This is a genomic window from Pseudobacter ginsenosidimutans, assembly GCF_007970185.1.
Lineage (GTDB): Bacteria > Bacteroidota > Bacteroidia > Chitinophagales > Chitinophagaceae > Pseudobacter > Pseudobacter ginsenosidimutans.
The window spans coordinates 3,861,973-3,876,215 of sequence record NZ_CP042431.1 but is presented as its reverse complement, the minus strand read 5'-3'; the positions used below and the strand labels follow the sequence as shown (position 1 = coordinate 3,876,215).

The window sequence follows — 14,243 nt, the reverse complement described above, 5'->3', positions numbered from 1 at the left end:
CTGGAAACCTGAACACTATTTCATTTTTTTAGGGTATTTTAGTTATACAGACCTATAATTAAAATTTCCACGTTCATGAAATGGTACGCCCAACAATTGCGGGCAGGTTTCCTGCTCTTTTCGGTACTTGTTTGCATCAACTCCTCCATTGCCCAGGAACTCCGCCCGGGCTTCGATGCAGATGAATACCTCGAGCTGTTAAGGATCACGGCCAGGCAGGTAGATTCCGCGACCAGCGCCAGTTTTCCCGCGCCTGAGCAATTCAAAATGGAATTCCGCTCAAAGGAAGGTCCGCTGGACAATCGCTGGGAACTCTGGACCAATGCCTCCAGGTCCACCCTCGTGATCAGTATCCGCGGCACTACCCGCAAGCCCATCAGTTGGGTCACCAACTTCTACGCCGCCATGATCCCGGCCGAAGGCAGTCTCCAATTGAACGACAGCACCATTTTCGGTTATAAACTGGCAGCAGATGCCAAAGCCACTGTGCATGTGGGCTGGACCATCGGCCTGGCCACCATGGCCCCGGAGATGGTAGCAAAGATCAGGGAATATAACAGTCAGTATCATACGAAACAGGTGATCGTTACCGGTCATAGCCAGGGAGGCGCCATCGCCTTCCTTACCCGCTCCTACCTGCATTATGAGCAGGAAGCAGGCAGGCTCCCGAAGGACCTTGTATTCAAAAGCTACAATGGCGCTGCGCCCAAACCCGGTAATCTTTATTATGGTTATGATTATGACTATATCACCCGTAACGGTTGGGGATATACGGTAGTGAACGCGCTGGACTGGGTGCCTGAAACGCCTTTCTCCCTGCAAACACTGAGGGATTTCAATAACCTCAATCCTTTTACCGATGTTGAGAAGCAATTGAAGAAACAGAGTTTCATCGTTCGCCTCTATCTCAAACGCGTATACGGCCGCATGAACCGCAAAAGCAATAAAGGCCAGCGTGTGTTCACCAAATATCTTGGTAAAGATATCGGCAAACAGGTGAAGAAGGCCCTGCCACAATTCAAGGAACCGGCCTATGCCCCCAATATGAATTTCACAAGAGCCGGCGTTCCCATCGTTTTACAGCCCGATGCGGAATATCTTGAAAAGTATCCCGACAGTGGCAACCGCATCTTTATTCATCATGGCCTCTGGCCCTATTATCTTCTTACTCAGAAGATTTATGGAAAGATTCCGTAGATTGTAGCATAAACTCCACGGTTTTCCATCACCCCTCTGCCGCCAACTGCTAGAATGCTGTTTGTATTGAATACAACGGTTCAGTTTTTGAATCATTAAAGCATACAATACGAGTAATTTGTGAATTCACCCAAACCTGTATTTTACTGGACGAAGAAGATTGGAAGGATCGTTCTGAAAACGATCCTGATACTGTTGGGTGTATTGCTCATCCTTATCGTGCTGATCCAGATAGAACCTGTTCAGAACTGGGCAAAGGGAAAAGCCACCAGCTGGCTTTCCAAAAAACTCAATACAAAAGTAGAGATAGACAGGCTCTTCATCCGGTTCCCTTCTTCCGTATTGCTGGAAAAAGTGTACATAGAAGACCAGCAGAAAGATACACTCCTGTATACCGGACAACTCCGTGTGAATATCAATATGTGGAAGCTGCTCAGCAGTGAAGTATCCGTGAACGAGATCTACCTGAAGCAGGTAACGGCCAATATCAACCGCAATCTGCCTGATACCATCTTCAATTTCCAGTTCATCGTGGATGCCTTCGCATCTAAGGAGCCGCAGCCTCCAACTACAGATACATCCGGCATGAAGTTCTCACTCAACCATATCATGCTGGAAGATATCCGCGCCAGATTTGTGGATGCCGTCAGTGGTAACGATATGCAGGTGTACTTCTCACAGCTGGAAACCAACATCAAAACGTTCGATCCTTCCAAAAGCAGGTATGCAGTACCGTTGGTAATCCTGAAAGGGCTGGACGCAAAGATCCACCAGCGTAAGGCTTTGCTGGAAGCGGAACCGGAGGCTGAAGATATCGCCGATGCACAAACGCCTCCTGCTTTCGATATAGATGTAAGAAAAGTTATGCTCGAGAACTGTAACCTGGATTACGGCAATGACGTATCGGCGCTTTACGCTCTTCTCCGCCTGGGCAAGCTCAATGTGGATGCGGAAAAGATCGATCTTGCCAAACAACGCATCGAACTCGGCAAACTGCAGTTGCTGGAAACCACCGCAGCCCTGCGGCTGGGGAAAACAGAACAGGCCAAAGTGGTAACGAAGGAAACAAAGCAGGAAGCTGAAGCGGTATCACAAAGCGATTGGGTCTTTGCCGTGCAGGACCTGGACCTGAACAATAACAATATCAAATTCGATAACGATCAAAGCCCGCGCACCAAACAGGGCATGGATTATATGCACCTTGACGTGCGGAACTTCATCTTCAACGCACGTGATGTTTATTATCACACAGATTCCATCGCCGGCACCATTACCAAAGGAAGTTTTACGGAAAAGGATTTTAGACTGAATCAACTCCGCACCAGCTTCGCCTATACTAACCATCAGGCCTACCTGAAAGACCTGCTGCTGGAAACACCCGGCACCAGGGTGGAGAGGGATATCGCCATTCAATATGATTCCATCGGCGCGTTAAGTAAAGACATCGGTAAAATGAAGCTGAGCATGGACGTTAGAGACAGCCGCGTTCTCGTGCGCGATGTACTCACATTCGCTCCCATGCTGAGCACCACTCCCGGCTTCACTACCCCCAATGCCACCTGGTATCTCAGCGGCAAACTGAACGGTGCCGTCAATAATCTGAAAATCGATGCACTGAAGATCAAAGGTCTCAGCAATACCAATGCAGACCTCAGTGGCACCATCAAAGGGCTGCCCGATATCAAAAAGCTCCAGGCCAACCTCAATATCCGCAATATCAGCAGCAGTGATAAAGACATCCTCGGCATCCTGCCGCCAAAGACATTGCCGGACAATATCAAACTGCCCGCCAATATGCAACTCAGCGGCAGTTTCAATGGCAGCTACGCCAACATGCTTACCGATCTTAAACTGCAAACTTCTTCCGGTGATGCCACTGTGAAAGGAACTATCCAGCACCCGGATGATGAGAACAAACTGAAATACGATGTGGTAGTTACCACCAGGTCATTGAACCTGCAGGAGCTGCTGAAACAACCCGATCTCGGCAAAGTGACATTACACTTCACTGCTGAAGGTTCCGGCAGGAATCCGAAAACAATGGTAGCGATGATCAAAGGCATTGTAGACAGCGCAGGATACAAAGGTTATGTATATCGCAACTTCACCATCGATGCAGGTATGGACCAGCAGCAATTCAAAGTACTGGCAGGAATTCAAAATGAGCCCATCCATTTCAATCTGGATGCCGATGGCAGCCTCGCCGGAGAATGGCCCGCCATCAAATTCAATTTGATGATCGATAGTCTTAAACCCGCCGGCCTCAACCTGACCGACAGGAATATCATCTATCGCGGCAATCTCAGTGGCCACTTCCGCTCCGTTAATCCCGACAGTCTCGATGGCAATCTCTACGTGACCAGATCATTATTGGTAGACAGCGCCACTCGATTCTCCATCGATACCATCAGTCTTGCTGCCGCCGTAACCGATACCGGCCAGGTGATTGCGCTCAACAGCTCGCTCATCAATGCAAAGATGTATGGCAGGTTCAAACTCACGGAAACAGGAAAGATCTTCCAGAAAACCATCGATCCTTATTTCGATATCATTCCGGACTCGGTGAGCCTGGATACCAGTTATGATTTCCGCATCGCGGCCAGCATCGCCAATTTCAATCAATGGAAGATACTGGCGCCCGATCTCAAACAACTTGATACAGTTCAGCTCGATGGACATTTCTCCGGTAACGGTAATATACAAGCGCGTTTCACTGCGCCGGCTGTTACCTATGGCGCCAACCAGGTGCAGGGGCTGGTGATCACAGCTGAAAACAGGAATAATGCACTGCAGGTGCGCAGCAGCCTGAGCAAATTCAATATGGGTAACACCCTTGCCATCTACAACACCAACCTGGATGCCGACCTCGCCAATAACAATATCGACTTCGCAGTCAATACGCGTGACAAAGGCGATACCACCAATTACCATATCGAAGGCTTGTTTGCACTGCTGCCCAATAACAGCTACCAGTTCTCGCTCAAACCGGATTCACTGCTGTTGAATAAAGAAAAATGGAATATCACGGCAGGCAACAAGATCATCATCGATACCAATAATATCATTGCAGAGAATTTCAACCTCAGCCAGAACGGACAAAGCCTGCAGATCGCCACGCTGCAGGACCAGGCCGGCCAGCCGCTGGACGTAAGTTTCTCGAAGTTCCGCATCGGCACCCTGCTCAGTTTCATCAAACCTGATACTGCCATCGCAGACGGAGAGCTGAATGGAAAGGTAACATTACACAACCTCACCAAAGACATGACCTTTGTGGGTGACCTCACCATCAACAATGCCAGCGTGAACAAAGACACACTCGGCGACCTCAAGGTACTGGTGAGCAATCCGCAGCAAAACAATTACGAAGCAGATATTACGCTTACTGGTCAGGGTAATGATGTAAACCTGAAAGGAAATTACCTTATCAATCCCGGCGCTGACGGCAGTTTCAAAGCAAGGCTGGACCTCCGCACCCTGCAAATGAAATCAATCGATGGCCTCACATTCGGCAACCTGCGCAATTCCTCCGGCACCGTTACCGGTGGATTTGATGTAAGCGGCACTACCAGTGCACCGAAAATAGATGGCCAGCTGCAGTTCAATAAAGTGCGCACCATGCCCGCCATCATGAACAGTTTTGTGAATATCGATCTGCAGAAGATCGTGATGAACAGCGATGGTATCCTTTTCGATAATTTCACTATTACCGATTCCGTGAACAACAAAGCCACACTGGATGGACAGGTGTTTACGAAAGACTTTACGCAATACCGCTTCGACCTCAAATTCAACGCCGATAATTTCCAGGCGCTGAGCACTACCAAAAAAGACAATGATCTTTACTATGGCAGGCTGTTCTTCAATAGTCGTCTCAATATCACCGGCACCGATCTGCACCCCGTGGTAGACGGCACACTCAAGGTAAACGAGAAAACTGAGCTCACCGTGATCCTGCCACAGGATGATCCCGCAATGCAGGACAGGCAGGGAATCGTTCGCTTTGTGGACCGCGATAATATGGAGCAGGACACGCTCTTCGCCAATGCCGGATTCGACAGTCTCAATACCGCCGCCATCCGCGATTTTGATGTGAACGTGAATGTAACGGTAGATAAGAACGCTACATTCAATCTCATCATCGATGAAGCCAATGGCGACCTGCTGAAAGTGAAAGGCGAAGCCAATCTCAATACCGCCATCGACCCCAGCGGCAAGATCACCATGACCGGCACCTACGAGCTCAATGAAGGCAGCTACGATCTCAGCGTGAACTTTCTCAAACGAAAATTCAATATCCAGAAAGGAAGCCGTATCACCTGGCAGGGCGATCCCACCAGCGCAACTGTTGACCTCACTGCCATTTACATTGCCAACACAGCGCCCATCGACCTGGTTGAAAAACAACTCAGTTCCGAAACAGATACCAAACGCAATACTTACCGGCAGCGACTTCCATTCGAAGTGCACCTGATCATGACCGGTGAACTGCTCAAACCCAATCTCAAATTCGATATCAGGTTACCGGATGATAAGAATTACAATGTGGACAAGGAGATCATCACCGCCTCCAATACCAGGCTGGAGCAACTGCGGCAGGAGCCTTCCGAACTCAACAAGCAGGTGTTTGCACTGCTCCTGCTCAACCATTTCATCGGCGACAATCCTTTCTCCACCGGCAACAGCGCCATGACGGCTGAAGGTTTCGCCCGCCAGAGCGTGAGCAAGCTGCTCTCCGAGCAACTGAACTCGCTTGCCTCCAACCTCATCGAAGGCGTTGATATCAATTTCGATCTTGAGTCTTCAGAAGATTATACCACCGGTGAAAAACGGAACAGAACAGACCTCAATGTAGCCGTGAGCAAGAACCTGCTCAATGATCGGCTGACCGTTACCGTTGGCAGCAATTTCGCATTGGAAAACCCCAATGCCAACCGCGAAGCCACCAACCTGGCAGAGAATGTGCAACTCGATTATAAACTGAGCCGCGATGGCCGGTATGCCCTCCGCGCCTATCGCAAGAATGAATATGAAGGCATCCTCGAAGGCTATATCATTGAAACAGGTGTAGGCTTTGTGGTCACACTCGATTATAACCAGTTCCGCCAGATATTCAGATCGAAAAAGGAAAAAGAAAGATTGAGACTGCAGCGCGAAGCCCGCAGGAAAGCCAATGAAGAAAAAGTGGAAAAAGAAAGAGAAGAAAGATTGAAGGAAGCCCGTGAAAAAGCAGAACAGGAACAACAAAAGAACAATCAACCAGGTGAACAATAGATCATTCATACAGGCCCTGGCCATTGTTACGCTGGTAACCGGAATGGCGAGCTGCAGCAATACAAAGTATTTGCCCGCAGGTGAAAGCCTGTACCTCGGCGCTACTGTAAAAGTGGACGGCCCCACCGTGAACAGGAAGGAAAGAAAAGTATTGACATCCGATCTTGAAGCGCTCACCCGCCCGCGGCCCAACCGAAAAATGCTCGGCATGCGCATCCGTCTCCTTGCTTACAACCTGGCAGGCAATCCCAAAAAAGAGACCGGCCTACGCGGCAGGCTGAAATACAAATTCGGGGAAGCGCCGGTAGTGCTCAGCAGTGTGAGCATGACCAGGAATGCCGAGATCCTCGCCAATACGCTCGACAACCGCGGCTATTTCCGCAGCACCGTAACGGCAGACACCGTTGTGAAACGCCGCAAAGCCCGGGTGACCTACACTGTTAATGCAGCACCGCAGTACACCATCAATAAAGTGGCATTTGAAGTGGACTCCAGTTCCTTTATCGGCAGTTCCATTCTCAGCACAGCACCCAGGAGCCTGTTGCAACCCGGCCGTCCCTTCAACCTGGAAATGATCAAGGATGAACGCACCCGCATCGATGGCGTTCTGAAAGAGAACGGCTTCTACTTTTTCAGCCCGGACTTCCTGCTGATAGACGCAGACAGTACCATCGGCGATCATAAGGTAAACCTCTTCGTAACGCTCAAACAGGCTACACCCCAAAACGCAAAAGAACTCTATACCATCAAGGATATTTATCTCTATACCAACTACCGTCTGAATGTGGCGGGTGATGATACCAGTAAGAAGAATGCTGTTTTCTACAATGGCTTCTATGTGTACGACCGGCAGAAAAGATACAAACCGAAGCTCTTCCTGCAGTCGATGCAATTTGATCAGGGCGATGTATACAATCGTACAGACCATAACCTTTCACTCAACAGGCTGGTAACAATGGGCGTGTTCAAGTTTGTGAAGAACCGTTTCGAAGTGGCCGATGGTCCATTCTCACAACTGAATGCCTTCTATTACCTTACCCCCTATCCGAAAAAATCTTTGCGAATGGAAGTGACCGGTACCACCAAGTCCAATAACCTGGCTGGTGGGCAGCTCACACTTGCCTGGCGCAACCGCAATACTTTCCGCGCCGGCGAGCTCTTCACTGTGAGCGCCTCCGGTGGTGCTGAAGTGCAGTACAGCGCTGCACAAAAAGGATACAATGTATACCGGGCAGGCCTGGAAGCCAGCATGTCGTTCCCCAGGTTCCTCATTCCATTTGTACAGATCAACAAGAAAGGCGGCTTCGTTCCCAAAACAACCGTCACACTGGCTTACGATATCCTCAATAAACAGAAACTGTATACAATGAATTCTTTCCGCGCTTCCTACGGTTATTCCTGGAAAGAATCGCTGAAAAAAGAACATACTTTCAATCCTATCGCAGTCAACTATGTTCAGCCGGTTTCCGTCAGCGCGGAATATGCAGCAGCAGCCGACACCAACGCGAACCTGAGAAAAGTGATTGAAAAGCAATTCATCCTTGGATCGAATTATAACTGGACATACAATGGGCTGGCTGAAGGAGGAAGGAATATCAATGCCCTTTACTTCAGCGGTACAGTTGATCTCGGTGGTAATCTTGCCGGACTCATCAAAGGAGGAGGCAATCCCTCCAATCCATCGAAGATCTTCGGCAAAGAATTCTCACAGTTCCTGAAAGCCGAAGGTGATTTCCGCGTATACCGCCGTGCAGGCGATAATTCCACCTGGGCCAACCGGGTCATCCTTGGCGTTGGCTATCCTTATGGCAATTCCAGGGAACTGCCTTATGTAAAACAATTCTTCATCGGCGGCAACAATAGTCTCCGCGCCTTCCGCACACGGGCACTCGGACCCGGGACTTATATCGGGAATGATTCACTCATCGCAGATCAGAGCGGCGATATAAAACTGGAATTGAATACAGAATTCAGAACAAAGATCTACAGCATCTTCCATGCAGCTGCGTTTATTGATGCAGGTAATATCTGGTTGTACCGGGATAATCCCAATAAGCCTGGCGCCGCCATCTCGAAGGACTGGTTCAAGGAATTGGCTGTAGGAGCCGGTATCGGCCTGCGTGTGGACGTGAGCATCCTTATTCTCCGCCTCGATGTGGCTTTCCCGCTGCGCAAGCCATGGTATCCGGAAAAGGAAAGATGGGTGATAGATCAGATACAATTTGGTAATGGGGCGTGGAGAAGAGAAAATCTCATCTATAATATTGCAATAGGTTATCCATTCTAGTTTTTTGCTGTCTGCAATTTTTGGAGTATACCTCGCGGGCTGAGAAACGAACCGGCGCGGGAGGATATTTTTGGGGCTTTTGTTCGTTGGATCAGGCGGTGGCGCTGAGATGAGCTGTTTCGCTTACGTTTCTGAGGCCCGGAAGGTATATATCTAAAAATTGATGGCCGCAGAGAATGCATCATTTCATTTCTGTATTTCCATACTTCTGTATTTCTACATTACTGGTTATTCCATGTTACTGGAATTCTACATTCCAACATTTTCTTTTACGCCGGTGAAAATGGATTTCCAGAGGAGATGGAAAAATGAACGTTTGGTGTCCCGCTCAAAATGGACCCGGGCAGTGCGGACTTCGCCGTCTTTGCCGGGATTGGCTTTCTTGATCACGATCTTAGCCATGAGGCTGGCGAGTTTTTTCTTGTCGAGGGTTTTGTCTTCTTCATCTTTTTTCAGGAGGGTTACAGCAAGATCATCGTAGAGGATGGTGACGGGTCCGTCTGCCCGGTAATCGTTACCGGTGAAGGAGAATGTCAGTTTGCGGATTGTGCCCTTTTCTATTCTTGCCAGTCCCATGGGAACGGTGAGCTGGTTCACGGCACTGGCCGGCATTGAACCGAGTGTTCCCTGAATGGTGAATTTACCTTTGGGGTCGAGCGGGTAAAAACTGATTGTGGTTTCGATGGACGCCTTGTTCAGGAACCTTGCGTTAAACCGGAGTTTGCAAATGGGCGATGATTTCAGGATGGCCGTATCGTTGGTGAGGTTGGAGATGCGCACACTGACGTTATAGAATTGCACTTTTCCACTTTGCTCGCTCTGGCTATTCCTTTCCTTGTACTCGATGAAGCTGGAAGGGAAGCTGGCTTCTTTGATGGCCAGCGGCACATCGAGGTGCATGAGATCCTGGTGCGGCAAATGCTCCAGCCTGTTGCGGCCATCGTGGGGATAGGATATATCACGGTATATTTTGAAATGACTCTGCCCAACGATCATGGAATCAGCAGCGATCGATTGCTTCATCAGCAAAGGCAGGCTGAGGTTCACCATGCGGATATTCTTCATCTCTATGTCAAAGCGGTCGTTCGCATATTTGAACTGCTGAAGGAATTTGGCTTCTGGCAATAAAGGGTTGATGGCTATCCGCGCAATATCCATTCGCTGACCACGTGTATTGAAATCCACTTCTGAAATAATGAATTCGTACAATCCGCGTTTGTCTTTCCAACTGATCTTCCGGCAAAGCAGGCTGGCATTCTCGGCAAAGAGTAAGCGCGTGGTGTCTTTGCTGTGAATGCTGTCTACCGCCACTTTGAAGAGATCGATCTGCACACTGTCGAATTGCATCAGCTTCCTTCCATCTGAAAGATTGCGGGTAACAACTGTTGCATTCACGATAGATACCGTATCGATGGCAATCCTGGAGAGCCTGCCCAGCAATTGCTCGTAGAGCTCCTTATCAGGAACGCGTTGCAGCGAATCTTTCCCTTTATTGGTGAAGTATAATTCTATCTGAGGATTTTCTATCAATACTTTCCTGCCTTCGATCTCCTTGTTCAAAAGCGCTTTGGGCGTTTTTACACCTGTTACTTTCAGTGAAGGTACAGACAGGTGGGCCACGATGCCCGGGGCATTGTCCGTTTGTGCCAGCTCGTTATACCTGACTGTATCCGGCCGTAATTGAAGATCGGTAACGGAGAGATTGCCATTCACTTCGTCGAGATCCAGTTTACCGAATGCGATGGAATAGATACCCTGCGATTCCCCGGCTACAGCTTCTGTTACTTTAGACCGGAGGAACTGCTTCTTGTAAATGCTCCATACCAAAAAGGCAACACCGGTGAGGGTAAGGAGGGATACAACGATGATGAGGATTTTTTTGGAGATCATATGTAACAGGTAATACTAATAAAATGCCCGGAGTTGCCTCCGGGCTGAATTCGGAATTAAAATCAGATGAAACCTGCGGATGTTCTTTGTCAATCCGGCAGTATGGTAGCCCTCGCTGCCAAAGTCCTGGAGCGTGTTGCCATACTGGCAATTCATTGGGTTGCGGCTTCCCTACAGGGGAAATATAATTGAGTAGAATTATGCCGCGGGCCGCAGGTTTAAAGCATGCTGAGGACGTGGCTGGGATTTAGCTCTGCTGAAGAAATGCCACATTTGATTCCACCAGTCCTTCAACTGCCAGCTCTGTTTGTGCCTCGCTTCAAAGTATTCAGCATGTTCCACTTTTACTTTCACCAGCAATAGTTTTGAAAGAGAAGGCAGATCCACGTTGCCTGGCAGGCCGATATAGTTCAGCATCTCCTCCTTATCGATAATGATCTGCGCCTGGCCGGAGATCTTCAGGAAGAACGGCTTTCCCTTCCTGTAGAAATCAAGCTTTGCAGGGAATTCCATATCATACTCTTCCATGTACAGATCCGGTCTGTGAATGAAAAAGCATACATTCCCTTCATTGTCGATATTAAGGGCGGAAATAATACAGGTAGGCAGTTTGAAAGCCTCATTGCTTGTGTTGGCAAATAATGCACTCCGTATCTCATGGATGCGATCACGGAGAAAATCCAGTTGTTGTATTTCGCTTACCATAACCGTTCCTTTAGTAATATACTTTTCAAAAGGTATGCCCGGATTTCGGCAGCCCAAAAAAGCTGTTTTTATGTGGAATACCTGTTTACAAATGGGGAAGAACTCAATGAACCAGTTCAATCATCGCTGATAAATCCATCCGCAGAAAAGTCATTGTGACAGTTATGCACACCTGTTCGTAGACATTAATCTACAGTCAACAATCCACTAAAAACGTAACATAAACAATAGCATCGATTTAAGTCCGCAACCAGCCCTGGTACTGGATTTTATGTAATCTTCATACAAGCATAATTTCTCTTTAATACAGGGTGTTCACAACGAAAGAAGTGATCTGAGAATAAACCTGAGAACCTGATCTGGATAATGCCAGCGAAGGAAAAACACAAAGAGAAAATATGTACAGAGCCTCCGTTAACGCGGAGGCTTTTTTCTTGCATCCTGCTGGCATTGTTTTTATCCTTACTACATTACTTCTTATTATTCACATCTTTCAAATAGCAGTCATGGAAAAGAAAAAGAACTCACGCAGTACAACATCTTCCAATGGAAGAGCTAAACAAACCACAGCAAACAAATCATCACAGAACGGAAAATCCAGGCCCGGCGCAGCTTCCAGGGGTCGCTCACAGTCAGATGTAGTCGAAGGCGGCATGGATGAAATGCTGGACAAACTATTCACGGACCAGCTGAAAGACATTTACTATGCAGAGAAATTATTGACCAAAGCATTGCCCAAAATGGCCAAAGCCGCTACCACAGAAGAATTGAGGAATGCCATTATGGAACACCATGCAGAAACAGAAACGCATGTTGAAAGACTGGAACAGGTTTTTGAAATACTGGGCAAACGCGCACAATCGAAGAAATGTGAAGCGATGGATGGACTGAAAAAGGAAGCTGATTCTATCGTAGAAGAAACAGAAGCCGGTTCACTTACCCGCGACGTAGGCATCATCATGGCTTCTCAAAAAGTGGAACACTATGAGATCGCCAGCTATGGTTGCCTCACCAAACTGGCACGCACTTTCGGCATGGAAGAAGTGGCCTCCCTCCTGCACCAGACGCTGGAAGAAGAGAAAGCCTGCGATGAATTACTGACCAGCATTGCAGAGAACAACGTGAACTACGAAGCCGGACAGGAAGAAGAAGAGTAAATGCATTAATGCTCTGTACTATAGGTTTAGGGTTTTTGAAGTCAGTCAGACCATACGTGGTCTGACTTTTTTATGTGTATACAAAAAAGGGCAAAAATGAAAAAGAAGAAAAAGAACAGTCCTTCAAAACTGTTCACCCGCATATCAACTGCTGTTACCAAAGCTGCCGGAAGGCCCGTTGCATTCATCTGTGCCGCCCTGGTAGTAGTGTGCTGGGCCATTTTGGGACCAGTGTTCAATTATTCAGATACCTGGCAACTGGTGATCAATACAGGCACTACCATCATTACCTTCCTGATGGTGTTTGTGATACAGCAATCGCAGAACCGGGATACACTGGCCATCCAGCTCAAGTTGAATGAGCTTATCGCCAGTCATGCACACGCCAGCAACCGTTTGGTAGACATTGAAGACCTCACGGAAGAAGAGCTGGCTGTGATCAAGAAATTCTATATCCGACTCTCCAAGCTGGCTGGGAAGGAAGTTGATCTGCATGCAACACACAGTATCGATGAAGCAGAGGAAAACCACCAGAAGAAATCAAAAGATATCAGCAAAAATCCAGGAGATGCAGCAAGAAATAACAGCCGTTGATCTGTCTGACAAAGAACTGCTGGAACTGCACCGTGATTACCAGTCCAGTGCAGAAAAAGTATCCCTCGTATACGTGGAAGATTCTATTCCCGGCATCCGGCGCAAAAAAGCAGGAAAAGGCTTCACGTTCATATACAATGAAAAACGCGTCACTGAAAAATCCATCCTAAACAGGATCCATCGGCTTGCTATTCCGCCCGCCTGGAGCGAAGTCTGGATCTGTCCCAAAGAGAATGGTCACCTGCAGGCAACAGGGAAAGACATTGCCAATCGCAAACAATACCGCTATCATTCACAGTGGGCGGCCTGGCGCAATGAAACCAAGTTCCATCGCCTCCCGGCTTTCGGCAAAGTACTGCCCTTCCTGAGAAAACAGGTACAGAAAGATATGGCGAAGCCGGAGCTCACAGAAGAGAAAGTGATCGCTACTGTGATCAACCTTATGGAAAAAACCTATATCCGGATCGGCAGCAGCGATTATGAAAAACTGTACGGTTCCTATGGGCTCACTACCATGAAAGACAATCATGTAAAAGTGAACGGTTCCAGTATTCAATTCACTTTCAAAGGCAAGAAAGGGATCCTGCACAAGATCAGTGTCCGCAACAAGAGACTGGCGGAGATCGTTCAGGCATGTAAAGACATTCCAGGCAAGGAACTGTTCCAGTATTTCGATGCAGAAGGCAATCACAAAAGCATCGACTCAGGCATGGTGAACAACTATATCCGCAATGCCACAGGCGGCGACTTCACCTCCAAGGATTTCCGCACCTGGGCGGGCACCCTCAATATGCTGCGAACGATCAAATCCTTCGGGGACGCCGCTTCAATGAATGAAAGGAAAAAGAATGTACTTGAAGCGCTCGACAAAGTGAGTGCACTTCTGGGTAATACGAGGGCTGTTTGCAGAAAGTATTATGTGCATCCCGGTGTGATCAGGATGTATGAAGAAGACTCATTGAAAAGATACCTGGTAAAGATGCAGCGGGAAAAAGATGAAGAGAAGGTAATGATGACCATCCTAAAAAAATTACATGCATAAAAAGAAGGAAGCTGTTGTACATCCCGTTTTTCTGTGGAGATACGAACAGCTTCCATTTGTTTTCATAGCTAATACAAATACATATGTGAAGGCTGGTACT

The 14,243-nt window shown here is 48.0% G+C and carries 8 protein-coding genes; 6 read left to right on the top strand and 2 right to left on the bottom strand.

The features are described from left to right. Positions 1 to 75: 75 nt before the first annotated feature. From FSB84_RS15635 to tamL, 3 genes are all read left to right on the top strand, one after another. Positions 76 to 1,197 carry a lipase family protein gene (locus FSB84_RS15635; RefSeq protein ID WP_130538873.1) on the top strand — a complete coding sequence of 374 codons (1,122 nt, stop codon included), beginning with the start codon at positions 76 to 78 and terminating at the stop codon, positions 1,195 to 1,197. 120 nt (positions 1,198 to 1,317) lie between these two features. Beyond that, positions 1,318 to 6,468: a translocation/assembly module TamB domain-containing protein gene (locus FSB84_RS15630; protein ID WP_130538872.1), complete on the top strand. Its 5,151-nt coding sequence runs from the start codon at positions 1,318 to 1,320 to the stop codon at positions 6,466 to 6,468. Then, a complete protein-coding gene (gene tamL / locus FSB84_RS15625) occupies positions 6,416 to 8,755 on the top strand; it encodes a translocation and assembly module lipoprotein TamL (protein WP_225980080.1) in 2,340 nt (779 codons plus the stop codon). Before FSB84_RS15630 ends, tamL begins: the two co-directional genes overlap by 53 nt. 249 nt (positions 8,756 to 9,004) lie before the next feature. Here the strand turns inward: tamL and FSB84_RS15620 are convergent, their stop codons facing one another. Together FSB84_RS15620 and FSB84_RS15615 are read right to left on the bottom strand one after the other, a co-directional pair. Then, a complete protein-coding gene (locus FSB84_RS15620) occupies positions 9,005 to 10,645 on the bottom strand; it encodes an AsmA family protein (RefSeq protein ID WP_130538871.1) in 1,641 nt (546 codons plus the stop codon). 198 nt (positions 10,646 to 10,843) lie between these two features. Then, positions 10,844 to 11,350, bottom strand: coding sequence for a hypothetical protein (locus tag FSB84_RS15615; protein WP_130538870.1), 507 nt, complete (start codon positions 11,348 to 11,350; stop codon positions 10,844 to 10,846). Between the two features lie 506 nt (positions 11,351 to 11,856). Here FSB84_RS15615 and FSB84_RS15610 point away from each other — a divergent pair. The 3 genes from FSB84_RS15610 to FSB84_RS15600 all read left to right on the top strand — a co-directional run bounded on the left by FSB84_RS15610 (position 11,857) and on the right by FSB84_RS15600 (position 14,143). Then, positions 11,857 to 12,507 (top strand): YciE/YciF ferroxidase family protein, encoded by a 651-nt coding sequence (locus tag FSB84_RS15610; RefSeq protein ID WP_130538869.1) that lies wholly within the window; start codon positions 11,857 to 11,859, stop codon positions 12,505 to 12,507. A gap of 96 nt (positions 12,508 to 12,603) precedes the next feature. Then, on the top strand, positions 12,604 to 13,101 hold the full coding sequence (locus FSB84_RS15605) for a low affinity iron permease family protein (RefSeq protein WP_130538868.1): 498 nt from the start codon (positions 12,604 to 12,606) through the stop codon (positions 13,099 to 13,101). After that, positions 13,076 to 14,143 carry a DNA topoisomerase IB gene (locus FSB84_RS15600; RefSeq protein ID WP_207234167.1) on the top strand — a complete coding sequence of 356 codons (1,068 nt, stop codon included), beginning with the start codon at positions 13,076 to 13,078 and terminating at the stop codon, positions 14,141 to 14,143. Before FSB84_RS15605 ends, FSB84_RS15600 begins: the two co-directional genes overlap by 26 nt. The last annotated feature ends 100 nt before the right edge of the window (positions 14,144 to 14,243 follow it).